Origin of the sequence: Collinsella sp. AF23-2, assembly GCF_003459245.1 — a bacterium.
In the GTDB taxonomy this organism is placed as follows: Bacteria; Actinomycetota; Coriobacteriia; order Coriobacteriales; family Coriobacteriaceae; genus Collinsella.
Genome location: NZ_QRVG01000001.1, coordinates 25478 through 49004, shown reverse-complemented (window position 1 = coordinate 49004; position 23527 = coordinate 25478). Strand labels below are relative to the sequence as shown.

Here is a 23527-nt window from a genome sequence, read left to right as displayed (position 1 = left end):
CGCGCCCTTTGGGACAAAAACAAAAACTCAAAGCCCTGAGTTCGAAAATAGTTTTTGGAGTTGTCCCGACTTTTGTCCCCGAAGCCGACGAAACGCGACAGGGTGTCACCTGGCGGCACTCGATTCGAGACGGCACCGAAAACTGGATGCAACCGGAATGACGGGACGGCAGAACCGAAGTCATCGAGTGGGGATAGAAAAAGGCCCGGGTGCCGTGGCATCCGGGCCTTTGCTAGCAACTTGATGTTGCGGGCAGCTTAGAACTTGTGGCCGCACTTCTTGCAGACGCGCAGCTTGTTCTTGCCGTCCTTCTCGTGACCGACGCGGGTAACCTTACCGCACTCGGGGCAGACGAGATTGACGTTGGAGGCGTCGATGGGAGCCTCCTGCGAGACGATGCCGCCCTGCTGGTTGGCAGCGTTGGGCTTGACGGCCTTCTTGACGACCGAAACGCCCTCGACAACGACCTTGTTCTCGGCGGGGAGAGCACGCAGGATAACGCCCTGCTTGCCGCGATCCTTACCAGAGAGAACCTGGACCTTATCGCCCTTCTTGATATACATATATCTCCCCTAACTACAGGGTCTCGGGAGCGAGCGAGACGATCTTCATGTACTTCTTGTCACGAAGCTCGCGAGCGACGGGCCCGAAGATACGGGTGCCGACGGGCGAACCATCGTTGTTGATGACAACGCAGGCGTTCTCATCAAAGCGAATGTAGGAGCCATCCTTGCGGCGGATCTCCTTAACGGTGCGAACGACGACGCAACGGACAACGTCCTTCTTCTTGACGTTGGCGCCAGGGGTAGCCTCCTGGACAGCACCGATGAACACATCGCCGATGCCTGCATAACGACGCTTGGAACCGCCAAGCACCTTGATGCAGCGAATCTTGCGAGCGCCGGAGTTGTCGGCGACGTTCAGCATGGTTTGCATCTGAATCATGGTAGATGTTCCTCCGAACTAAGAACCGAAGAGAGGTGCGCGGCCTTTATACGGCCCGTGGTATGCAAGCCAGGCATACGCACATCTTCGGAAACGTACAAGTCGTAAGAGCGACTGCTTATTTAGCGCGCTCGACGACCTCGATGAGGCGCCAACGCTTCATCTTGGACATAGGACGGGTCTCCATAACGCGGACGGTGTCGCCCACGCCAGCCGTGCACTCCTCGTCGTGAGCGTGCAGCTTCTTGGAGCTGGTCATCATCTTGCCGTACTTGGGGTGACGCTTGCGCTCGGTGATGGTGACAACAATGGTCTTGGCACCGGAGACGGAGGTAACGACACCCGTACGGACCTTACGCGAGTTACGCGAATCAGTCATGTTCTCTCCTTAGGTCCTACTCGGCGACAGCGGACTTCTCCGCTGCGATCTCGCGGGCGCGCTGCTCCGTGAGGACGCGAGCGATGTCCTTCTTCACGGTGTTGACGCGAGCGGTGTTGTCCAGCTGGCTGGTGGCCATCTGGAAACGAAGGTTAAAGAGCTCGGCGCGCATTTCCTTCAGCTTCTCAACGAGCTGAGCGTCCGAGAGCTCACGAATCTCTGCGGGCTTCATTAGTTCTCCTCCTTGGCGGCGGCGGCGTCCTCAGCAGCCCACTTGGCCTCGAGAGCGGCCTCCTCAGCCATCTCCTTCTCGATGCGCTGCTCAGCGTTCTTGGCAGCAACAATCTTGGTCTTGATGGGAAGCTTGTGCTGTGCAAGACGCAGAGCCTCGCGAGCGACCTCCTCGGGCACGCCCTTGACCTCGAACATGATGCGGCCGGGCTTGACGACGGCCACCCACTCCTCGGGGTTACCCTTACCAGAACCCATGCGAGTCTCGGCAGGCTTCTTGGTGATGGGCTTGTCGGGGAAGATCGTGATGTAGACACGACCGCCACGCTTCATGTAGCGGGTCATGGCAATACGAGCGGCCTCGATCTGACGGTTGGTGATCCAATGGGCCTCGAGAGCCTGGATACCAAACTCGCCGAAATGCAGCTCGGTATTACCCTTGGCCTGGCCCTTCATGGAGCCACGCTGCACCTTGCGGTGAAGAATACGCTTAGGGGCAAGCACTACTGACCCCTCCTCTCGGAGTTACGACGACGAGGACGGGAAGAGCCCTCGAGTGCAGGGTTGGGAACAGGCTGGCCCGGGAGCTTCTCGCCCAGGTAGATCCAGACCTTCACGCCGCAAGCGCCCATGGTGGTGCTGGCGACAGCCGTGCCGTAGTCGATCTTGGCACGGAGGGTGTGCAGAGGCACGCGACCCTCGCGGTACCACTCACGACGGCCCATCTCGGCACCGCCGAGACGACCGGAGCACTGGATACGGATGCCCTTAGCGCCGGCCTTCCGGGCGGACTGGACAGCCTTGCGCATAGCGCGACGGAAGGCAACGCGGCCCTCGAGCTGCTCGGCGATAGACTGAGCAACGAGGTTGGCGTCGAGCTCGGGGCGCTTGATCTCGACAACGTCGACGGAGAGCTGGCCCTTGGAGACGCCAGCGACCTTCTCGAGCTCGGTGCGGAGGGTATCGATCTCGGCACCCTTCTTACCGATGACAACGCCGGGGCGAGCGGTGAGGATGATGACCTTCACCTTGTCGCCAGCGCGCTCGATCTCGACGCGGGAGACAGCTGCGCGGGAAAGACGCTTCTCGAGGTACTTGCGGATCTCGAGATCGTTACCGAGGGTCTTAGCGTAATCCTTCTCTGCGAACCAGCGGGAGCGCCAGTTCTCGGTAATGCCAAGACGGAAGCCGGTGGGGTAGACTTTCTGACCCATACAGCTTTACGCCTCCTTTCGAGGAGCAACGACGACGGTGATGTGGGAAGTACGCTTCAGAATGCGAGAAGCGGAACCCTTGGCGCGGGGACGGATGCGCTTAAGCGTCGGACCCTCGTCAACATAGGCAGCGGCGACAACCAGGTTGTCGGCACGCAGACCGTTGTTGTTCTCGGCGTTCGCAACGGCGGAACGGAGAACCTTCTCGACATCCACGGCGACGGCGCGGTCGCAGAAGTGGAGGATGTCGAAGGCCTGAGCGACAGGCTTGCGGCGGATCAGATCGACCACCAGGCGGGCCTTGCTGGGGGAAACACGCACGTACTTAGCGACGGCGCGAACCTCGGTGGCCTCAGTTTCAATAGACTTAGTTGCCATTTACGGTTAACCCCCTATTTGGCCTTGTGGCCACGGAACGTACGAGTCGGCGCGAACTCGCCGAGCTTGTGACCAACCATGGACTCGGTAACATACACGGGCACATGCTTGCGGCCGTCGTGGACGGCGATGGTGTGACCAACCATCTCGGGGAAGATGGTGGACGCGCGGGACCAGGTCTTCACGACGTCCTTCTTGCCAGCCTCGTTCATCGCGGTGATACGCGAGAGAAGGCGAGTCTCCACGAACGGGCCCTTTTTGAGACTTCTGCTCATAAGTGCTTTCTCCTAAAACTCGGTATCCGAAATTACTTCTTACGGCGACGAATGATGTGCTGGTTCGAGACCTTCTTCTTCTTGCGCGTACGAAGGCCCTTCGTCGGCTTACCCCAGGGGGTAACAGAGGGACGACCAGAGGTGTGGTTCTTGCCCTCGCCACCGCCGTGCGGGTGGTCGACAGGGTTCATGACGGTACCGCGGACGGTCGGGCGCACGTTCATGTGACGCTTACGGCCGGCCTTGCCGATGACGATGTTGGCGTGATCGGCGTTGCCGACCTCACCGACGGTGGCGCGGCAGGTAACGAGGATGCGGCGCATCTCGGAGGAAGGCATACGGACGATAGCGTACTTGCCCTCCTTACCCATCAGCTGGCAGGAGTTACCGGCGGAACGGGCGATAGCGGCGCCCTTACCCGGCTGGAACTCAACGGCGTGGATGAGCGTACCGACGGGGATGTCGGCGAGGGGCAGAGCATTGCCCGGCTTGATGTCGGCGTCAGAACCGGACATGATGGTCTGACCGACCTCGAGGCCCTTGGGGGCCAGGATGTAGCGCTTCTCACCGTCAGCGTAGTGCAGCAGAGCGATGCGAGCGGAACGGTTCGGATCGTACTCGATCGTGGCAACCTTGGCGGGCACGCCGTCCTTGTTGCGCTTGAAGTCGATCACGCGGTAACGACGCTTCACGCCGCCGCCCTGGTGGCGGGTGGTGATGCGGCCGTTGTTGTTACGACCGGCCTTCTTGGGCAGGGGCTCGAGAAGAGACTTCTCGGGCTTGGTGCAGGTGATCTCGGAGAAGTCGGAGATCGTCTGCCAACGCCTACCAGCGGAGGTCGGCTTAAGGTGCTTTACAGCCATTACAATCCCTTTCAATAGGAATCCGTTAGCCATCGCAGACAGGGATTCGAGGTTCTGCCTCGGGTGCGATGACACCGGACGTATACACGGTTCCGGGCGTGTCCATTTTATACGCCCAAAACCTTGAGCTCCCGCCTCCCCTATTTGGGAGGCATGAGCTCACTCAACAGCAGCGAGTCTTAGGCCTGGTTGCCAAAGACCTCGATGGTGTCGCCCTCGGCCAGCGTGACGATGGCCTTCTTCCAAGAACGGGTCTTGCCGGCGACATAGCGCACGCGCTTGGTCTTGGGCTTGACCGTCAGGGTGTTCACGCGAACGACCTTGACGCCGAAGATCTCCTCGACAGCGTCCTTGATCTGATACTTGTTAGCATCCTTGGCGACCTCGAACGTGTACTTGTTCAGCTCCATGCCGGAGAAGGAACGCTCGGACACGATCGGACGGATGATGATCTCGTGGGCGGTCATTTATGCAAGCACCTCCCCGAAGTGAGCGGCGATGTCGGCGGGCATCAGCACGGCGTTGTTGTTGACGAGATCGTAGGTGTTGGCCTCGTCGGCAGTGATGATGAACGTCTTGGGAATGTTGCGGAACGACAGGTAGGCGTTGACGTCCTCATCGCGAACGATGATGGTCAGACGCTTGCCCTCAAGGCCGAGAGCCTTGAGCATGGCGACGGCAGCCTTGGTGGAAGGCTTCTCGAAGCCGTAGTCGTCGACGAGCACGAGCTCGCCATCGGCCAGCTTGGCGGACAGCGCGGAGCGCATAGCCAGCTTGACCTCCTTGTTGTTCATACGCTTAGCGTAAGAACGGGGCTTGGGGGCGAAGACGACGCCACCGTGACGCCACTGGGCAGCACGGATGGAACCCTGGCGGGCACGGCCGGTGCCCTTCTGACGCCAAGGCTTCTTGCCGCCACCGGAAACCTCAGAGCGACCCTTAGCAGACTGGGTGCCCTGACGCCAAGAGGCCATCTGGCACTTGACGATGTGGTGCATAACGTGGATGTTCGGCTCGATGCCGTACACCTCAGCGGCGAGCTCGGCCTCGGCGACCTTCTTGCCCTCGCTGTTCTTTACTTCAAACTTTGCCATTTAAGTGTTCTCCTTGGTATGACGCTGGGCTATATGGGCTGGGCCCTTAGGCCATACGGATGGCGACGAGACCATTCTTGGCACCCGGGACAGCGCCCTTGACCAAGATGAGGTTCTGCTCGGCATCGATGCGGACAACGGAAAGGTTCTTGACGGTAACGCGCTCGTTACCCATGTGACCGGCCATCTTGACGCCCTTGAGGACGCGCGCAGGATAGGCGCACTGACCGATAGAACCGGGGTGACGCTGGAAGTGAGAACCATGCGTCATAGGACCGCGGCGCTGACCCCAGCGCTTGATGCGACCCTGGAAGCCCTTACCCTTGGAGGTACCGATGACGTCGACCTTCTCGACATCAGCGAAATCAGCGACGGTGACGACCTCGCCGACCTTGTGCTCCTCGCCGTTCTCGACGCGGACCTCACGAAGGAAGCGGACAGGCTCGACGCCAGCCTTGGCGAAGTGACCAGCCATGGGCTTGTTCACGTTCTTGGCCTTGATGTCGCCGAAACCGATCTGGACGGCGTCATAGCCGTCGGTTGCCTGAGTTTTAACCTGCGAGACAGCGCAGGGGCCAGCCTGGATGACCGTGACGGGAACGACGTTATCGTCCTCGTCCCAAACCTGGGTCATGCCAATCTTGCGGCCGAGAATCATGCTGATCAAGATATGATCCCAACTCTCGCGTGGTCTTGGGACAATGCGTACACCACCGAGCGTACGCCCCTAGAGGACCACTACTTACACGACGTGCTCCCCAGCCTTGTATTTCGCCCGGACTACCTGACAACCCTATTAAGCAGGCATTTTGTCCAGCCAGAATACTCCCCTGGTTTCACACAGCTGTTTAGTATACACGGCTGCGGGCGTATCCATCGAGATTCATATTTCACTCACATTGTTTACGCAGGTAAAGTGCGTGGATGGCTCCCGAGCACGGCGGAGGGCCGGAGAAATATATTAAGGTCCCTGCTCTACAGTCCTGCGCAAGACGGAGAGCACATTAAGTGCTCTCCTTTGCGTGCGGAACTCGCGATGACCTTAATATATTTCTCCGGCCCTCCGCCGTGCTCGGGAGACGACACGTTGATGTCTGCTTAACTCTGCTCGCTCAGGCTAATGACTTTGTTGGGGGTCCACTATTTGCTGGAGGGTGAACTTGCATTGCATTGGCTCGCCCTCTACTTGTGGCTCCGCCTCATCAAAATCGAAAATCATAATGGCGCAGTTGGGGAGTTTTGTTGGGAGCTCGAAGCCCTCTGGGGCTGCAGCTTTGATGAATTGGCGGCTGGCGCTGCCGTGGCTTACTGCTAGGAGGGTTTCGATGCCCTCGGCGTCCATGAGATTGGTGAGGGTGCCCACCATGCGCTCCTGCAGGGCATGGCTTCCTTCTCCGCCAAATGGGATCAGGTCCTCGCCGGGGTCCCAGACGTCGGTGGGTAGGGCGTCGTGGGGGCCTTCTTCGAAGGTGCCGTAGCTGCGCTCGATGATGCCTTCGCAGGGCTCGACTGCTGCATCCCGGCCGAGGAGTTCGGTTGCGACGAGACTTGCCGTGTCCATGGCTCGGCCTAAGGGCGAAGAGACCACTTTGTCGGGAACGACGTTGTGGGCTTTGAGCCACGCGGCTGCCATCCCGGCTTGCTGACGACCCAGGTCGGTCAGCGGTGAATCGCAGCGGCCCTGGACGAGCTTTTTAACGTTGAATTCTGTCTGACCGTGGCGGAGTAGATATAGACGCTTCATGCTCTCCCCTTCTGTATAACTTGCTTTGCTGGCACAGCCCTACTCGTGGGTATGGCCTACGTAGTCTTCGTCGATCGTGATCTTGGCGACCGACTTGGGATATTCCGATTCGACCCGTTTCGCCAGCGCGCGCTTCAGGTCCTCGGCGCTCATCGCCAAATCCGAGGGACGTACGCAGTCAAAGATCACGTTGGTATGCGTGGGGCCCGGAACACAGCGTAGGTCGTGGATCGAGAGGCGGCTATCAATCTCTTGAGCCATAGCGTTGATGCGCAGACGCATGCTCGCCACCTTGGGGTCATCGGTCACGATGGGATCGTAATGGAGCGTGACGATCATGCCGTCTTCGACCCTAAACGACTGCTCGATGTTATCGAGCGTGTCGTGACTTTCCAGCGGGCTGGCCTCGGCTGCCATCTCGGCGTGAGCGCTTGCGAACTTCCTGCCCGGGCCGTAGTCGTGAACCATCAAATCGTGAACGCCCAAAACGCCGGGGTAGCTCATGATCTTGTCTCGAATGTGCTTGACCAGCTTTGGATCGGGTGCCTGGCCCAAAAGCGGGCTCACCGTATCCTGGATGAGCTCAAAGCCGCTCCAGCCGATATAGGCGCCAACGGCAAGGCCGACCCATGCGTCAAGATTGATGTGCGTCACCTGCGAAACAATTGCGCACGCCAGCACGGCACCCGTAGCTAGGACATCGTTCTTTGAGTCCTGAGCGGTCGCATGCAGCGTCTCGGACTCAATGCGATCGCCGAGCTTTTGGTTGAGGGCCGCCATCCAGAGCTTAACAATCATCGAAAGCACCAAGACTGCCACCAGGGCAAGCGAGAACTCGACAGGTTCGGGGTGGATGATGCGCTCAACCGAGGACTTCACCAGCTCAACGCCAATCAGCAGCACGAGCGCCGCCACGACCAGACCCGAGAGATACTCGTAGCGGCCATGTCCGTAAGGATGCTCGGGGTCGGCCGGCTTGCCCGCCAGCTTAAAGCCAAGCACGCTCACGATGTTCGAGCTGGCATCGGACAGGTTGTTCATGGCGTCCGCCACAATCGCAACCGATCCCGACAGCACGCCAATTGCACCCTTCGCAGCGCAAAGCGCAACATTGGCGAGAATACACACTATGCCCGTCAACGTTCCCACGCGCGCACGGTCGCCCTGCGCACGACGAACAATCCACTCGACCATCCTCATCAGTCCCCACGGTACTACCTATATATCTATTGCTCAAACGGATTGTAGTGTAGCCACTTTGTCCTCCAGATACAAAATGGCCGCAGCCCACACGGGCCGCAGCCTTGGAATATGACAAAGGAATCGTCCTTTTGTCGCACAGATTTATGCGCTTGCTTCAGCAGCGCTCGCCACTGTTTCGAGCGAATCAGCTGCGTCTTCTGCCGCCTGCATCTTTGTCGGCACCACGCCAAAACAGCAGCTCAGCGCCGCAGACACCGCAAATGCTGCGCCGCCGGCAGCGCAGCACCACAGCAGATTCGAGATGCCGCCCGTGGCAAAGCCAATGACCATAAGAACATTCGTCATACCGATGGTATAAGCCGTAACGTGGCCTACGGCCGCAACAAGGCCTCCGACGGCGCCGCCAACGGCCATGCACGTCAGACACCTGCCATATTTAAAGCCGCATCCGTACAGCGCTGGCTCGCTTACGCCGCCAAGAATACCCGAGATTGAATAGCCCAACATGAGCGCCTTCTCGTCCTTATCCGCAACGCGGAGCGACGCGCCAAAGGGCATACCCCAAACGGCGAACGTTGCCATCGTCGCGGCGATCAGGATGCACGAATCCGTTCCCACACCCATAAACTGCGCATAGGCGAGCGATAGGACAACGTTGCTGACACCCGCGATCTTAAGAAACTCCCAGCCCGCGGCAAGCCCCATGAGCGTGAGCAGCGACACGATGCCACCGGAATTGCCAAGCATAAACATAAGCTGTCCCAACAGCATGCCCAGATAGCTGCCTGCCGGCGCCGTAACACACAGCGACACCGGAACCATGACAAGCATGGTTGCAAACGGTACAAAAGAAAACGCCACAGCCTGAGGGATAGTGCGCTTAAAGAAACGCTCCACCTGCCATAGCACGGGCACCGAGATGAGAACCGGAATAACAGTCGTCGTGTAATCGTTGACCGGCGCGGGAAGTAGACCATACACGAAAGTCATCGATGCCCCCGTCGTCGATGCGGCATCAACGAGCTTAAGCAGATCGGGCACAATCAATACGCCGCCCAGCATCATGCCCAGCTGCTCCGAGCAACCGAGCTGGCGGGCAGCGGCCCAACCAAGATAGATGGGCAAAAAGTAATAGCCAGCGTTATACAGCCAGCTGTAAAACAGGCGATAGATTTCGGAATCGGCAGGCCATAGACCAAACATGCCTTCGCCCATAATGACGGCAACGGTGCGGAACAGCGCCGCGCAGACAATAAACGGCAACGCCGACATCATGCTTTTGGACAGATAGTCCACCACGGCCATGGCGTTTGATGAAACCGTCGTTGTAAACGAGGTGTTAGAAACTTGTGACATGGAACGCCTTTCCCAATGTGACATGCGGACTGTCCCTTTGTCACATCGTGCGGTACTGACCGATTGCGCGGTACTTTTCGTAGCGGAGGTTTGTGAGGGTCGCGTCGTCGAGCTGCCCAAGCGTATCGAAGGCATCAAATGCCGAGGACATGACGACACCGGCGATCTCCTCATGCGACAGGCCCCTATCGTCAACAATGCCGTCGATGATGCCGAGCGCCAACAGATCGGGGGCCGTGAGCTTAAGCGCCTCAGCGGCCTCATTCGCGCGCTCGGTATCCTTCCACAGGATCGACGCACAGGCCTCGGGGCTCACGACCGAATAGGCCGAGCTCGAGAGCATCAGGATGCGGTCGGCCACGGACAGCGCCAGCGCGCCACCAGAGCCGCCCTCGCCTGTCACCACCGAGACAATCGGCGTCTTAAGGCCGCTCATCTCCATGAGATTCTGGGCAATCGCCTCGCCCTGGCCGCGCTCCTCGGCACCGATGCCGCAAAACGCGCCCGAAGTATCAACCAGGCACAGAACCGGCCGACCAAATTTCTCGGCTTGGTGCATCAGGCGACGTGCCTTGCGGTAGCCCTCGGGATGTGCCATACCAAAGTTGCGACGCATGCGCTCTTTGGTCGTGGTACCGCGCTCGATGGCGATAACCGTCACGGGTCGCCCGTCTTTCCAGCCGATGCCGCCCACCACGGCAGCATCGTCGCCAAAGTAGCGGTCGCCGTGCAGCTCTACGAATCCGTCGAGACCCAACGAGATCATCTCGCCTGCCGTGGCGCGGTTCGCCGAGCGAGTCTGTTTGACGATTTCGAGCGCGCTTTTTGGTGCGGCCGAGCGCTTAAACAAGTGTCCCAGCTTTTTGTCGCGACGACCCGTATGCACGATCTCATGCGGAGCCCCCAGACCAGGCGCGTGCCCTTCGTGCAGCGCCAGCAGCTCGCCTACCGTGAGCGCAATCTCACCACGCGGAACAACGGCATCGCAAAAGCCGTGCTCCAGCAAAAACTCGGAACGCTGGAATCCCTTGGGCAGACGCTTGTGCATGTTCTGCTCGATCACGCGCGGGCCGGCAAATGCCGTCAGGGCATCGGGCTCGGCCAGGATAATGTCGCCCTCCATGGCAAAGCTCGCGGTTACACCTCCGGTCGTGGGATCGGTGAGCACCGTGATATACAGGCCGCCCGCCTCGCTGTGGCGCCTAACCGCCGCAGAAATCTTGGCCATCTGCATGAGCGAGGTCACGCCCTCCTGCATGCGGGCGCCGCCCGATACGGTAAAGCCAACGACCGGCAGCCCCAACTCGGCCGCGCGCTCAAAGACATGACAGATCTTCTCGCCCACCACGGAGCCCATTGAGCCCATCATAAAGTTGGCATCCATAAAGAAGAGCGCGGTATCGCAGCCGCAGATTTTGCCCCTGCCGCACACAACGGCATCGCGCTCGCCCGAACGCTCGCTCACGCTCTTAAGCTTGTTGGCATAACCGGGAAACGAGAGGAAGTCCTTCGACGCCAGATTGGCATCCCATTCCTCAAAGGTACCCGCGTCGACCGTCATGCGCATGCGCGCGCGACCGCTCACGCGAAAGTGTTTGCCGCAACGAGGGCAGACCTCGAGGTTGTCGTGCAGGCGCGCCTCATCGATCACACGGCGGCACTCCGGGCATTTGACAAACACGTGGCGCGCGGGGAACTCGGCGCACGACTCGGTTATCGGCCCCTCAAGGACATTGACCGTCTTCGCTTTTCTATTCATCAGCATAGAGATGCCCCATCAGATCGGTGTGATACATGCCCGACAAAAACTCGTCGTTTGCCAGCACGTCGAGCTGAAGCTCGCTATTTTCGCTCACGCCCTCAATCACGAGCTCGCCCAGGGCCGAGCGCATCTTGCGAATGGCACCGTCACGCGTGGGCGCGCACACGATGAGCTTGCCGAGCATGGAGTCGTAGTACGGCGGAACTTTCGCTCCGGTAAACATGGCGGAATCCCAGCGCACGCGCGGACCACCCGGCACACGCAACGCGGTGACCGTTCCACATGACGGTAGAAAGTCCGGCGTTTCGGCATTGATGCGGCACTCCATGGCGTGGTTGCGGACCGGTACGTCCTCCTGCTCAAAGGGCAGAGGCTGGCCGGCAGCCACGCGCAGCTGCCACTTAACCAGGTCGGTATCGGTCACAAACTCCGTAACCGGATGCTCCACCTGCAAGCGCGTGTTCATTTCCATAAAGTAGAAATTGCCGTCATCTGAGTACAAAAACTCGATGGTGCCAGCGCCCTCATAGCCAACGGCACGAGCCAGGTCGCGCGCGGCCTTGTGCATACGGGCACGAATATCATCGCGTCCGTCGAGGCACGGCGCGGGGCTCTCCTCGATCAGCTTTTGGTTGCGGCGCTGCACCGAGCACTCGCGCTCGCCGAGCGAAAACACATGGCCCTGCTTATCGGCCATAATCTGTACCTCAACGTGATGCGCCGGCGCAACGAACTTCTCCATGTAGCACTCGCCGTCGCCAAAAACGGCCTCACCCTCGGCACGCGCCTCGATGAACGCCTTTGCCGCATCTTCCACGCGCTCGACCTTGCGAATACCGCGACCGCCGCCGCCCGCGCGCGCCTTAATAAGCACGGGGCAGCCGATGCGCTCGGCCTCGGCCGTTGCTTCCTCGGGGCTTTTGAGCAAATCGCAGCCCGGCACGATGGGCACGCCCGCAGCAGCGGCCGTTCGGCGTGCGGCGTCCTTGTCGCCCATGCTGTCGATCACCTCGGCCGAAGGACCGACAAACGCCAGACCGAACTTGTCGCAGTCGCGCACGAAGCTCGCCTTCTCGGAAAAGAAGCCATAGCCGGGATGAATTGCCTTAGCTCCCGACTTTACGGCACAGGTGAGCACGGCATCGTCGTTGAGGTAGCTCTCGGCAAGACGCGGGCCGCCGATGCAATACGCCTCGTCGGCAAGTTGCACGTGTAGCGCGTCCGCATCGGCCGTGGAATAAACGGCGACGGTCTTGATGCCCATATCGCGGCACGCGCGGATAACACGGACCGCGACTTCGCCGCGGTTGGCGATGAGCACTTTGTCGAACATGGAGCCTTCCTTAACTTTCGTGCATGAGTGCAAAAGACATATCGGCGCGGCAGCAAACCTCACCGTTGACGCTCGCAGTACCCGTCGCAAAGCGGAACGGCCCGCGCGCACGCGTGATGGAGCACACTAGATCCACCGTGTCGCCCGGGCGCACCGGACGCTTAAAGCGCACCTTGTCCAGACTCGTGTAGAACGGCGTCGCGCCGCGCGCCTCCTCATCGCCCATCAGCAGCACGCAGCAGTTCTGGGCGAGCATCTCGCACTGAATCACGCCGGGAACGACCGGGTTTCCCGGAAAATGTCCCTGCAAAAAGTACTCGTCGCCTGTAATCGTGATCTTGCCGTGGGCCTCGTCGCCCACCAGCTCGGCTTCGTCGAGCAAAAGCATCGGCTCGCGATGCGGCAACAGCTTCTTGAGCTCTTCTTTGTTCATGGATATCACCTATCCGATCCTCATGAGGCAGCTGCCAAACTCCACGAGGTCGCCGTCGGCCACGCAGATCTCGAGCACCTCACCGTCTGCCTCGGCCGTCACCTCGTTGAGAACCTTCATGGCCTCGATGATGCAGAGGGTCTCGCCGGCCTTGACCTTGGAGCCCACGCGCACAAACGGCTCGTCGCCCGGCGCAGGGGCAGCATAGAAGACGCCCACCATGGGAGCAGTCACCTCGGTGCCCTTGGGCTCCGGCGCGGCGGCAGGTGTCTGCGTGGCGGGCTCCGGTGCGGCAGGCGCGACTGTGGGAGCTGCAACTTGAGCGGCCATGGCGCTCGGCATAGGCATGGGCACGGCAACCGGCTGCGCGGCACTCGCGCGCTCGAGTTCGACCGCGGTGCCATCGGGCTCCTCAACACGTACGCGCGTAAGGCCGCGGTCCTCCATCACATCGGCTATCTCGGCAAGTCTTTTGGAATCCATGCTCTAGCTCCTCGTATATCTACGCAGCGCGATGGCGGCGTTGTGCCCGCCAAAGCCCAGGTTGGTCGAAAGCGCCCAGGTAAGGTCGGCGCGAACCGCTCGATTAGGCGTGTAATCAAGATCGCAGGCGGGATCGGGCGTGTGGTAGTTAATGGTCGGGGGCACCACGCCCTGCTCGAGCGCCATGGCACAGGCCATGACCTCGATGGCACCCGTGGCACCGATCATGTGCCCGGTCATCGACTTGGTCGACGAGACGTGTGCGGCGCGTGCCGCGTCCTCGCCGAGCGCCCGCTTAATGCCTGTCGTCTCGGACGAATCGTTGAGCTTGGTCGAGGTGCCGTGGGCGTTGATGTAGAGACCCTCGGAAGGCTTGACGTCGCCCTCGGCTACCGCCAGCGATATCGCACGGGCAATGCCGGCGGCATCGGGGTCGGGACTCGTAATGTGATAGGCATCATCGGTGTTGCCGTAGCCCACGACCTCGGCATAAATGTGCGCACCGCGCGCCTGCGCATGCTCCATGCTCTCGAGTACCAGCACGCAGGCGCCCTCACCCATCACAAAGCCATCGCGGTCTGCGTCGAACGGGCGGCAGGCCGTCGCGGGATCGGGGTTGGTGGTCAATGCGCGGCAGGACGTAAAGCCTGCAACAGCATCGGGGATAATGGCCGCCTCGGCACCGCCCGCGAGGATCGCGTCGGCATAGCCGTGCTTAATAGCACGGAACGCCTCGCCCACCGCATGGGCCGAGGTCGCGCACGCAGTCACGACTGGCAGGGTCGGTCCCTTTGCCTTGTGACGGATTGCGATATTGCCCGATGCCATGTTGGGGATCATCATCGCAATCATATAGGGCGATGCGCGGCGAGGTCCACGATCGGCGATCGTGTGGACGTTGTCGACGAGCGTCGTCATGCCGCCCACGCCCGAGCCCACGTAGACGCCCAGGCGCTCACGATCGATGGCGCCTTCGACATCAAAGCCCGCATCGTGCATTGCCTCGTCCGAAGCCGCCATCGCAAACTGAACGCAGGGGTCGAGATGCTTGGCGTCACGCTTGCCAAAGTACTCGTTGCCGTCAAAGCCCTTGACTTCGGCCGCCACCTTGACGGTAAACGCATCGGTATCGAAGTGCGTGATCGGGCCGATGCCACAGGTCCCGGCGCACATGGCCGCCCAGGTGGCAAGCGCGGTGTTGCCGAGCGGCGATACGGCACCGATGCCGGTGATTGCAACTCTCTGTTCCATCATGGTCTCCTCATCCAAGCCGTTCTTCGGCCCTGGTTTCTACATCGCCATTCCGCCGTCGACGCGCACGACCTCGCCCGTAATGTAAGCAGCCGCATCGCTCGCTAAAAAGCGCACCACGCCGGCCACTTCCTCGGGGCGTGCCATGCGCTTAAGGGGAATCTGTTCCTCGGTTGCCGTACGCACCTTCTCCGAGAGCTTTGCCGTCATATCTGTCTCGACAAACCCGGGGGCGACCGCGTTCGCTCGTACGCCACGAGGCGCAAGCTCGCGCGCCACCGCCTTGGTAAGCCCTATCACGCCCGCCTTGGAAGCAGCGTAGTTGGCTTGCCCGGCATTGCCCATCAGGCCCACGACCGAGCTCATGTTGACGACGCAACCGCCGCGCTGGCGCATAAAGGTCTTGGTGAGCGCGCGCGTCATATTGAATGTTCCCTTGAGATTGACATCGAGCACGCGATCGAATGCGTCATCGCCCATGCGCATGAGCAGGCCATCGCGGGTGATGCCGGCATTGTTGACGAGCGCCCAAATGGAACCAAAGTCGTTGAGGACCGCTTCCACACACGCGTTGACGGCAGCGGGATCGGCCACGTCGCATTGATATGCGCGTGCCGTGGCGCCAACCGCCTCACAGGCTTCGCACGTCTCGCGCGCCGCATCGACGCTGCCGGCATAGACGACGGCGATATCAAAGCCGTCCTCCGCCAGACCGACAGCGCAGGCGCGGCCGATACCCCGCGAGCCGCCCGTGACCAGTGCCACACGACGTGAGTCGTTGCGCTCGAGCGCGCCGTTGTTCAAGTTGCCCATGTCATTCCTTTCGGGTTACAGCCCTGTGGACTATGCGAGCTCGTCGGCAATAGCTGCGACCTGCTCGGCCGTTTCGCACGAATACACGCGAACGTCGCTCAGCGTACGCTTGGCCAGGCCCGACAGCGTTTTGCCAGGGCCGACCTCAATAAACGTGTCGATGCCTTGATCCTGCAGAGCATGCAGCGTGTCGACCCAGCGCACGGCATGACTCACCTGGTTGGCCAGCATCTCCGCTGCCGCCTGCGGGTCGGCCGGATAGGGCGCCGCTGTCATATTTGCCATAACAGGAATCAGCAGCGGGGACGGCGCGTGACCGGCCTCGATATATGCAGCAAGGCCACAGGTCGCCTCGGCCATATAGGGGCTATGGAATGCACCCGACACCGCGACCTTCATGGCGCGACCGCCAGCCTCTTTCACTAGAACGTCGAGCTCCTGCAGCGCCTCGGGCGCTCCGGCCACAACCGTCTGCTGGGGGCTGTTGTAGTTGACCGGCCAGCAGTCCTCGCCGGCCTGTTTTGCCAAGCCCTCGACCTGCGCCGCATCGAGTTTGATGACGGCGCGCATGCCGCCGGGGTGACGCTCGGCCGCCGTGGCCATCAATGCCGCACGCTCACATACGAGCTCAAAACCCGCTCGCGTATCGAACGCCCCCGCAAAGGTGAGCGCGGCGACCTCGCCAAGCGAAAAACCCGCACAGGCGGTAGGTACCACGCCGCGCTCACGCAGGGCGGCAGCCGCTGCCAAATCGTGAACGAACACGCACGGCTGCGTGTTCTCGGTCTGCGAGAGTTCCTCCTTGGAGGCGCTTCGGCACTGCTCACTGGTCCCCGGGCGCACCTCGTCGGCAATGGCGAACACCTCGGCGGCCGCCGGCGATGCCTCGATCAGGTCGACGCCCATCGCGGGGTGCTGGGCGCCCTGGCCGGCAAACAGAAACGCTACGCCACCCATGCGCACGCACCCTTCAGGACGTGCTCGGCGCCATCGACCAGGTCGTCAACGATTTCACGTGCGCTTTGGCGCTCGTTGACCATGCCGGCAATCTGTCCACACAAAAACGAGCCCTCTTCGTAATTGCCGTCCTTGGCGGCCTTGCGAAGGGCGCCCGTGCCCATGGCCCCGAGCTCCTCGACGCTTACGCCCGCCGCCTCGCTCTTGGCGTAGGCGTTAGTGAAGGGGCTCTTGAGGGCACGCACCGGGTGTCCCGTCGAGCGGCCGGTCGCACGCGTCGAGGTGTCGTTGGCCTTCAGGACCATCTCCTTGTACTGCTCCGATACGGTGCACTCATCTGCGATCAGAAAGCGCGTACCCACCTGCACGCCGGCGGCGCCCAGCATAAAGGCGGCCGCCACGCCGCGGCCATCGGCGATACCGCCAGCCGCAACCACGGGAATATCGACCGCATCGACAACCTGTGGCACCAGTGCCATCGTCGAGGTCTCGCCAATATGGCCGCCTGATTCGGTACCCTCGGCAACCACGGCAGTGGCTCCACGACGCGCCACGAGACGCGCCAGCGCCACCGAGGCAACGACCGGGATGACCTTGATGCCCGCCTCGTTCCACGCCTTCATGTACTTGGTGGGATTGCCGGCACCCGTCACGACGACCGGCACCCGCTCGTCAATCACGACCCGCGCGACCTCGTCGGCAAACGGGCTCATGAGCATGACGTTGACGCCAAAGGGCTTATCCGTCCTGGCGCGCAGCTCATGAATCTGGTCGCGCAGCCAGTTGGCGTCGGCGTTCATGGCCGCGATAATCCCTAAGCCGCCCGCCTCGGACACTGCGGACGCCAGCGAGGCGTCGGCGATCCAGGCCATACCGCCCTGGAACACGGGCTTTTCGATGCCGAGCAGATCGCAGAGAGGAGTCTTGAGCATCTCTACTTCTCCAATGCCGCCTCGACCGTATCGGCGAACTCGCCGACCGTCTTGGGGTTCTCCTCGGTATCGAGCTGGATGCCAAACTCGTCCTCAACGGCGACGAGGATCTCGACGGTGCCCAGACTGTCGAGACCAATCTCCTCGAGCGTGGACTCGGGCTTCATCTCGACGTCGTCAAGACCGGCGGTCTCGCGGATAACATCGCAAACGCGCTCGAAGGTCTTCTGATCTGCCATGGTAGTTCTCCTTTGTTTGTGCCCTAGGGGCGTTTTTATTTCCTATGTGCGACTACTTCCAACGAAGTAGATAGCCACCTATATCCAGACCGGCGCCAAATCCAACGAGGGCGATGGTGTCGCCCGTGTGAAGTGCACCGGCGTTTGCCAGCCGGTCGAGGGCAAGCGGAATGCATGCGCTCGAAATGTTGCCGGTCTCGCGCAGCGTTCGAACCACGCGCTTGTCTGGCACACCGAGGCGCTTGACCGCCTGACTCAGGATTCGTTCGTTAGCCTGATGGAATACAAAATGGTCGATGTCCTCGACCGAAATGCCCGCATCGCTCGCAAGCTTATGGACCGTGTCGCAAATCGCGTTGACGCCGAACTTGAACACGCGGCGGCCATTCATGGACAGCACGCTCTCGCTATCTGCGGAGGCCTTAAACGGCGAGGTGCCGACCAGACCGGGAACGCACAACGTCTCGACGTCGGGCGCCGTCGAAAGCTCAACGGCAAGGGGGCTGTCTCCCCCAGCCTCAATCACCGCGGCGCCTGCCCCATCGCCAAAGAGCACACAGGTGGCGCGGTCGGTCCAGTCGAGCGCGCGCGTCATCTGCTCGGCGGCAACGACAAGCACATGCTTGGCTCGTCCTCGGGCGATATAGCCCTCGGCAACATCGAGCGCAAATACGAAGCCGGCGCAGGCAGCCGAGACATCGAAGGCAGGGCACGTCGCGCCCAGTCGCTCAGCAACGGCACACGCCTCGGCGGGAACAAGGTGGTCACCCGTCGTCGTCGAGCAGACGATCAAATCCAGCTGGCTCGCGTCGATTCCGGACACCTGGAGTGCCCGCTCGCTCGCCGCTACGGCAAGGTCGTCAAGTGACTCGGTGGTGCATACATGGCGGCTCTTGATACCTGTGCGGGTAAAAATCCACTCATCCGAGGTATCGAGGAACTCGGACAGCTCGTCATTGGAAACACTGCGCTTAGGAAGCGCCGAGCCTGTTCCAAGAATCGTGAAACCCATCACTAACCTCCTTTGAGTTGTTGACGTGTTTACATCGACCAAGAGAGGATAGCGCATTTCAGTCGTTGTTAACGTGTTAACATTAAATTGTCCAAATGCGACAAAGGCTTCACATTGTGTCTCTCTCGACACCATTGCGTTATTCACTTATTCATTAAGGAGGTAGCAGCCGTTATGGATGCCAAATTAACGATAGTCGACGTAACCGGATCGACCAACGATGACCTGCTCGAAGCAGGAAAACAGGGAGCGCCGCACGGCACAGGACTTGCCGCCCGGGCTCAGACAGCAGGACGCGGCCGGCGCGGCCACAAGTGGGATTCAACCGCCGGCAATCTGTTACTCTCGATTGTCCTACGTCCTCGTGTTGATCCCGCCAAGTACTCTGGCCTTGCCGCCGTCAGCGGCCTAGCGGTGCTCGAGGCGCTCGAAAAACAGGGTCTTGCAAACGAGATTGGCCTCAAATGGCCCAACGACCTGGTCGCGCGTGGACGCAAACTCGGCGGCATTCTGGTCGAAGCCGCACGCGATAACGAAGGCAACCCCTTTGCGGTCTGTGGCATCGGCGTCAACGTGAACTATGTGCCCGCGGAGGTGCCCGATGGTGGCCTGCCGGCAATCGGTCTCTCGGACCTCAACGAGAACGTTCCCGCCGTCGATATGCTCCTCGATGAGGTCTATCACACCGTCGTAAACGCTGTAGACGCGTGGGCAGATCTGCTCAACGCCATGGAAGAAAACGCCGGACCGCTCGCGCCCGTCCACGGCGAATATGTCGCTCACCTCAATTGGATTGGAAAGCACGTTATCGCCCGCTCCCCTGCCGGTGACGAGCTGGCGCGAGGCATCTTTAAAACCGTCGATACCTTTGGACGCGCGTGTATCGAAACGGAAGACGGCTTGCGATCCTTCCATTTTGAGGAGGCGTCGCTGCGCCCCTTGGGCGAATAGGGCGCCGCAGCCACCTACTCAGCAGCATTACCAGGCGGTCAAAACCCATCATGCAAAACAAAAGAGCCCCGCTACCGTAATGGCAGCGGGGCTCTGTAAGCTATGAGCGATATCGCTTAGAGCTTGATGTCGATGTCGACGCCAGCGGGGAGGTCGAGACGCATGAGCGAATCAACGGTGCCCGAGGTGGGGTCGAGGATGTCGATGAGGCGCTTGTGGGTGCGCATCTCGAACTGCTCACGGGAGTCCTTGTTCACGTGCGGCGAGCGGATAACCGTGTACAGGTTGCGCTCGGTGGGCAGGGGGACAGGACCGGAAACGCGAGCACCGGTCTTCTGAGCGGTCTCGACGATGAGCTTCGCGGACTGATCGACGACCTCGTGATCATAGCCCTTGAGGCGAATGCGGATCTTCTGGGTAGCCAACTTAAACCTCCAAAGAGTGCGAGAGATGTTCTCGCGGATTACGTAACAGGGAGCTCGAACTTAGGCGTTCTTGCTCATGACCTCGTCCACGATGGACTTGGGCGCGGGCTCATAAGAGTCGAACTGCATCGTGTAGGATGCACGGCCCTGGGTCTGGGAGCGAAGGTCGGTAGCGTAACCGAACATCTCGCCCAGCGGCACCTTGGCACGGATGAGCTTGCTGTTCTTGCGATCCTCCATGCCCTCGATCTTGCCGCGGCGACCGGAGAGGTTGCCCATAACGTCGCCCATGTACTGCTCGGGGGTCTCGACCTCGACAGCCATGATCGGCTCGAGCAGCTGCGGATCGGACTTCTTGAGAGCGTCCTTGATAGCCATGGAACCGGCGATCTTGAAGGCGGCCTCGGAGGAGTCGACCTCGTGGTAAGAACCGTCGAACAGGGTGACCTTAACGTCGAGGACCGGGAAGCCGGCGATAACACCGGTGTTCAGGGCCTCCTGGATGCCCTTGTCGATGGACGGGATGTACTCCTTGGGCACGACGCCGCCGACGATAGCGTTGACGAACTCGTAGCCGAAGCCCTCCTCCATCTTCTCGAGCTTGATGACGGCGTGGCCGTACTGACCGCGACCGCCGGACTGACGGACGAACTTGCCCTCAGCCTTCTCGACGTCGTGACCGGCGGTCTCGCGGTAGGCAACCTGGGGCTTACCGACGTTAGCGTCAACCTTGAACTCGCGGAGCAGACGGTCGACGATGATCTCGAGGTGCAGCTCGCCCATGCCGGCGATGATGGTCTGGCCGGTCTCGTGGTTGGTGGACACCTGGAAGGTCGGGTCCTCCTCGGCGAGCTTGGTCAGAGCCAGGGACATCTTGTCCTGCTCGGCCTTGGTCTTGGGCTCGATGGCAACGTCAATAACGGGCTTAGCGAACTCGATCTTCTCGAGGACGATCTCCTTGCCCTCGGCGCACAGGGTGTCACCGGTGGTGGAGTTCTTGAAGCCGACGCAAGCGACGATGTCGCCGGCGGCAGCGTCGTCACGGTCGATACGCTCGGCGGCGTTCATCTCGAGGATGCGGCCGAGGCGCTCGCGCTGACCGTTGGAAGCGTTGACAACGTAGGAGCCGGACTCGGCGCGGCCGGAGTAAACGCGGACGTAGGTGAGTTTACCGACGAACGGGTCGGTCATGATCTTGAAGACCAGGCCGGAGAAGGGCTCGTCGAAGGAAGGATGACGCTGGATCTCCTCGCCGGTGTCCGGATCGGTACCGGTGACGGCCTCGACGTCAAGCGGGCTGGGCAGGTAGTCGACGACAGCGTCGAGCAGCTCCTGAACGCCCTTGTTCTTGTAGGCGGAACCCACGAAGACGAGGTTGAGCTCGTTGGCCAGAACGCCCTTGCGCAGAGCAGCCTTGAGCTCCTCGACGGTGAAGTCCTCCTCCATGAGGATCTTCTCCATGAGCTCGTCGTCAAAGCTGGCAGCAGCGTCGAGGAGCTCCTCGCGCTTGGTGGCAGCGATGTCGGCGAACTCAGCCGGGATCTCGTCCATCGGCTCGGGGTAGGTCATACCCTTCTCGTCGGCCTTGAAGTCCCATGCAGTCATGGTGACCAGGTCGATGACGCCCCAGAAGTTGTCCTCGGCGCCCATCGGGACCTGAGCGGCCACGGCGTTGGCGTCGAGACGATCCTTCATGGTCTCGATAGCGTTGAAGAAGTCAGCGCCCACGCGGTCATACTTGTTGATGAAGGCGATGCGGGGGACGTTGAAGGTAGAAGCCTGACGCCAAACGGTCTCAGACTGGGGCTGAACGCCGGCAACGGCGTCGAAGACGGCGACAGCGCCATCGAGGACGCGCAGGCAGCGCTCGACCTCGGCGGTGAAGTCAACGTGGCCCGGGGTGTCGATGATCTGGATGCGGTAGTCCTTGCCGTCCTTGTTCCAGAAGCACGTGGTAGCAGCGGAGGTAATGGTTACGCCGCGCTCCTGCTCCTGAACCATCCAGTCCATGGTGGCAGCGCCCTCATGGACCTCACCGATCTTGTGGGTCTTACCGGTGTAGTAAAGAATACGCTCGGTCGTGGTGGTCTTACCGGCATCGATGTGGGCCATGATGCCGATGTTACGGGTATCGGAAAGCTTGTACTTAGGCTTAGCCATGTTAGTTCCTTACCTTAACTTACCAACGATAGTGAGAGAACGCGCGGTTGGCCTCGGCCATCTTGAAGACGTCCTCACGCTTCTTGACGGAAGCGCCCAGGCCGTTGGAAGCGTCGAGGATCTCGTTGGCGAGACGCTCGGCCATGGTCTTCTCCTTGCGAGCGCGGGAGAAGTTGACGATCCAGCGGATACCCAGAGCGGTGGAACGACGGGAGTTGACCTCCATCGGGACCTGATAGGTAGCGCCACCGACACGCTTGGGCTTAACCTCGAGCGTGGGCTTGACGTTGTCCATAGCCTTCTTGAAGGTAGCGAGAGCGTCGCCACCCTCGGACTTCTCGGCAACGATCTCGAAAGCGGTGTAAACGATGCGCTCAGCGGTGGCCTTCTTGCCGTCAAGAAGGACCTTGTTGATGAGCTGAGTCACCAGGCGGTTGTTGTAAACGGCGTCAGGCTGAACCTCACGACGATTAGCTGCTGCACGACGCGGCATGTGAAATCTCCTTAAGTGTCTACCGTGCGGCCCTTAGGCGGCACACGGCGAAAGTATCAAAACGTTATCTGGCTTATTTGGCCTTGGGGCGCTTAGCACCGTACTTGGAACGGGCCTGCATACGGTTCTGGACCGGAGCAGCGTCGTAGGCGCCACGGATGACGTGATAACGGACACCAGGGAGGTCACGGACACGACCGCCGCGGACGAGCACGATGGAGTGCTCCTGCAGGTTGTGGCCCTCACCCGGGATGTAAGCAGTAACTTCGATGCCGTTGACAAGGCGAACACGGGCAACCTTACGAAGAGCCGAGTTCGGCTTCTTGGGGCTCGTGGTGAAGACGCGGGTGCACACGCCGCGCTTCTGGGAGTTGTGCTGCAGAGCAGCGTTCTTGGACTTCTTGGGCACGGAACGACGGCCCTGGCGAACCAGCTGGTTAATAGTAGGCAAAGCGTACTCCTTCTCGAATGATTCCAGCTTTCTGTAAAGTGCAACGGCTTGAATCGAGGGGTCAGCATCCCCCTACGAAACACGCAGTTCGATAGGATACGTGCCGTTAGCTGTGCCGTCAACAGACCACGCCGCCGGGCGTATCCCAAA

The 23527-nt window shown here is 60.8% G+C and carries 29 protein-coding genes and 1 pseudogene; 1 reads left to right on the top strand and 29 read right to left on the bottom strand.

The genetic code is table 11. The features are described from left to right. Positions 1–257: 257 nt before the first annotated feature. The 25 genes and pseudogenes from rplX to DWY03_RS00115 all read right to left on the bottom strand — a co-directional run bounded on the left by rplX (position 258) and on the right by DWY03_RS00115 (position 18897). Positions 258–563, bottom strand: coding sequence for a 50S ribosomal protein L24 (gene rplX, locus DWY03_RS00235; protein ID WP_099432059.1), 306 nt, complete (start codon positions 561–563; stop codon positions 258–260). Positions 564–576: 13 nt separating this feature from the next. Beyond that, positions 577–945 (bottom strand): 50S ribosomal protein L14, encoded by a 369-nt coding sequence (rplN, locus tag DWY03_RS00230; RefSeq protein ID WP_006235041.1) that lies wholly within the window; start codon positions 943–945, stop codon positions 577–579. 118 nt (positions 946–1063) lie between these two features. Beyond that, a complete protein-coding gene (gene rpsQ / locus DWY03_RS00225) occupies positions 1064–1324 on the bottom strand; it encodes a 30S ribosomal protein S17 (protein WP_006235040.1) in 261 nt (86 codons plus the stop codon). Between the two features lie 16 nt (positions 1325–1340). Further along, positions 1341–1556 carry a 50S ribosomal protein L29 gene (rpmC, locus tag DWY03_RS00220; RefSeq protein ID WP_006235039.1) on the bottom strand — a complete coding sequence of 72 codons (216 nt, stop codon included), beginning with the start codon at positions 1554–1556 and terminating at the stop codon, positions 1341–1343. 107 nt (positions 1557–1663) lie between these two features. Next, positions 1664–2059: pseudogene (rplP, locus tag DWY03_RS00215) on the bottom strand (50S ribosomal protein L16); the annotation flags it as partial. Then, positions 2059–2769, bottom strand: a complete 711-nt coding sequence (gene rpsC / locus DWY03_RS00210; RefSeq protein WP_006235037.1) for a 30S ribosomal protein S3 — start codon at positions 2767–2769, stop codon at positions 2059–2061. The pseudogene rplP and the gene rpsC, both read right to left, overlap by 1 nt. 6 nt (positions 2770–2775) lie before the next feature. After that, positions 2776–3147, bottom strand: coding sequence for a 50S ribosomal protein L22 (gene rplV / locus DWY03_RS00205; RefSeq protein ID WP_006235036.1), 372 nt, complete (start codon positions 3145–3147; stop codon positions 2776–2778). A gap of 14 nt (positions 3148–3161) precedes the next feature. Further along, positions 3162–3422, bottom strand: coding sequence for a 30S ribosomal protein S19 (gene rpsS / locus DWY03_RS00200; RefSeq protein WP_006235035.1), 261 nt, complete (start codon positions 3420–3422; stop codon positions 3162–3164). A 32-nt stretch (positions 3423–3454) separates the two neighbouring features. Next, the gene (gene rplB / locus DWY03_RS00195) at positions 3455–4285 is read right to left on the bottom strand and encodes a 50S ribosomal protein L2 (RefSeq protein ID WP_055250219.1); all 831 of its coding nucleotides are present in this window, start codon (positions 4283–4285) and stop codon (positions 3455–3457) included. Between the two features lie 179 nt (positions 4286–4464). Then, a complete protein-coding gene (gene rplW, locus DWY03_RS00190; RefSeq protein WP_022094197.1) occupies positions 4465–4752 on the bottom strand; it encodes a 50S ribosomal protein L23 in 288 nt (95 codons plus the stop codon). After that, the gene (gene rplD, locus DWY03_RS00185; protein ID WP_006235032.1) at positions 4753–5379 is read right to left on the bottom strand and encodes a 50S ribosomal protein L4; all 627 of its coding nucleotides are present in this window, start codon (positions 5377–5379) and stop codon (positions 4753–4755) included. Positions 5380–5425: 46 nt separating this feature from the next. Next, complete coding sequence (rplC, locus tag DWY03_RS00180; RefSeq protein ID WP_035137484.1) at positions 5426–6046, bottom strand: 50S ribosomal protein L3; 621 nt, start codon at positions 6044–6046, stop codon at positions 5426–5428. Between the two features lie 450 nt (positions 6047–6496). After that, the gene (locus DWY03_RS00175) at positions 6497–7123 is read right to left on the bottom strand and encodes a histidine phosphatase family protein (RefSeq protein ID WP_117839652.1); all 627 of its coding nucleotides are present in this window, start codon (positions 7121–7123) and stop codon (positions 6497–6499) included. Between the two features lie 39 nt (positions 7124–7162). Next, positions 7163–8317: a cation diffusion facilitator family transporter gene (locus DWY03_RS00170; RefSeq protein ID WP_231500734.1), complete on the bottom strand. Its 1155-nt coding sequence runs from the start codon at positions 8315–8317 to the stop codon at positions 7163–7165. Positions 8318–8467: 150 nt separating this feature from the next. Further along, a complete protein-coding gene (locus DWY03_RS00165) occupies positions 8468–9682 on the bottom strand; it encodes a PTS fructose transporter subunit IIB (protein ID WP_147334491.1) in 1215 nt (404 codons plus the stop codon). A 40-nt stretch (positions 9683–9722) separates the two neighbouring features. Beyond that, positions 9723–11441 carry an acetyl-CoA carboxylase, carboxyltransferase subunit beta gene (accD, locus tag DWY03_RS00160; RefSeq protein WP_231500735.1) on the bottom strand — a complete coding sequence of 573 codons (1719 nt, stop codon included), beginning with the start codon at positions 11439–11441 and terminating at the stop codon, positions 9723–9725. Beyond that, entirely contained in the window at positions 11434–12777 is a 1344-nt protein-coding gene (locus DWY03_RS00155) for an acetyl/propionyl/methylcrotonyl-CoA carboxylase subunit alpha (RefSeq protein ID WP_117647602.1), read from the bottom strand. Before DWY03_RS00155 ends, accD begins: the two co-directional genes overlap by 8 nt. A 10-nt stretch (positions 12778–12787) precedes the next feature. Next, positions 12788–13210, bottom strand: coding sequence for a 3-hydroxyacyl-ACP dehydratase FabZ (gene fabZ, locus DWY03_RS00150; RefSeq protein WP_099432064.1), 423 nt, complete (start codon positions 13208–13210; stop codon positions 12788–12790). A gap of 9 nt (positions 13211–13219) precedes the next feature. Beyond that, complete coding sequence (gene accB, locus DWY03_RS00145; protein WP_117839649.1) at positions 13220–13693, bottom strand: acetyl-CoA carboxylase biotin carboxyl carrier protein; 474 nt, start codon at positions 13691–13693, stop codon at positions 13220–13222. 3 nt (positions 13694–13696) lie between these two features. Beyond that, complete coding sequence (fabF, locus tag DWY03_RS00140; protein WP_117839648.1) at positions 13697–14944, bottom strand: beta-ketoacyl-ACP synthase II; 1248 nt, start codon at positions 14942–14944, stop codon at positions 13697–13699. A gap of 39 nt (positions 14945–14983) precedes the next feature. Beyond that, the gene (fabG, locus tag DWY03_RS00135; RefSeq protein ID WP_117563766.1) at positions 14984–15757 is read right to left on the bottom strand and encodes a 3-oxoacyl-[acyl-carrier-protein] reductase; all 774 of its coding nucleotides are present in this window, start codon (positions 15755–15757) and stop codon (positions 14984–14986) included. Positions 15758–15787: 30 nt separating this feature from the next. Further along, a complete protein-coding gene (locus DWY03_RS00130) occupies positions 15788–16714 on the bottom strand; it encodes an ACP S-malonyltransferase (RefSeq protein ID WP_117817114.1) in 927 nt (308 codons plus the stop codon). Continuing rightward, positions 16702–17646 (bottom strand): enoyl-[acyl-carrier-protein] reductase FabK, encoded by a 945-nt coding sequence (fabK, locus tag DWY03_RS00125; RefSeq protein ID WP_117563768.1) that lies wholly within the window; start codon positions 17644–17646, stop codon positions 16702–16704. Before fabK ends, DWY03_RS00130 begins: the two co-directional genes overlap by 13 nt. Before the next feature lie 2 nt (positions 17647–17648). Next, a complete protein-coding gene (locus DWY03_RS00120) occupies positions 17649–17885 on the bottom strand; it encodes an acyl carrier protein (protein WP_006235019.1) in 237 nt (78 codons plus the stop codon). A 52-nt stretch (positions 17886–17937) separates the two neighbouring features. Further along, positions 17938–18897 carry a 3-oxoacyl-ACP synthase III family protein gene (locus DWY03_RS00115; RefSeq protein ID WP_117646091.1) on the bottom strand — a complete coding sequence of 320 codons (960 nt, stop codon included), beginning with the start codon at positions 18895–18897 and terminating at the stop codon, positions 17938–17940. Positions 18898–19071: 174 nt separating this feature from the next. On the opposite strand from DWY03_RS00115, the gene DWY03_RS00110 reads away from it, so the two are divergent. After that, positions 19072–19848 (top strand): biotin--[acetyl-CoA-carboxylase] ligase, encoded by a 777-nt coding sequence (locus tag DWY03_RS00110; protein ID WP_117839647.1) that lies wholly within the window; start codon positions 19072–19074, stop codon positions 19846–19848. Between the two features lie 116 nt (positions 19849–19964). Here the strand turns inward: DWY03_RS00110 and rpsJ are convergent, their stop codons facing one another. The 4 genes from rpsJ to rpsL all read right to left on the bottom strand — a co-directional run bounded on the left by rpsJ (position 19965) and on the right by rpsL (position 23377). Next, entirely contained in the window at positions 19965–20273 is a 309-nt protein-coding gene (rpsJ, locus tag DWY03_RS00105; protein WP_022094184.1) for a 30S ribosomal protein S10, read from the bottom strand. 60 nt (positions 20274–20333) lie between these two features. Beyond that, positions 20334–22433, bottom strand: coding sequence for an elongation factor G (fusA, locus tag DWY03_RS00100; protein WP_022094183.1), 2100 nt, complete (start codon positions 22431–22433; stop codon positions 20334–20336). 19 nt (positions 22434–22452) lie between these two features. Continuing rightward, positions 22453–22926 (bottom strand): 30S ribosomal protein S7, encoded by a 474-nt coding sequence (rpsG, locus tag DWY03_RS00095; protein ID WP_006235013.1) that lies wholly within the window; start codon positions 22924–22926, stop codon positions 22453–22455. Positions 22927–22999: 73 nt separating this feature from the next. After that, positions 23000–23377, bottom strand: coding sequence for a 30S ribosomal protein S12 (gene rpsL / locus DWY03_RS00090; protein WP_006235012.1), 378 nt, complete (start codon positions 23375–23377; stop codon positions 23000–23002). Between the last annotated feature and the right edge of the window lie 150 nt (positions 23378–23527).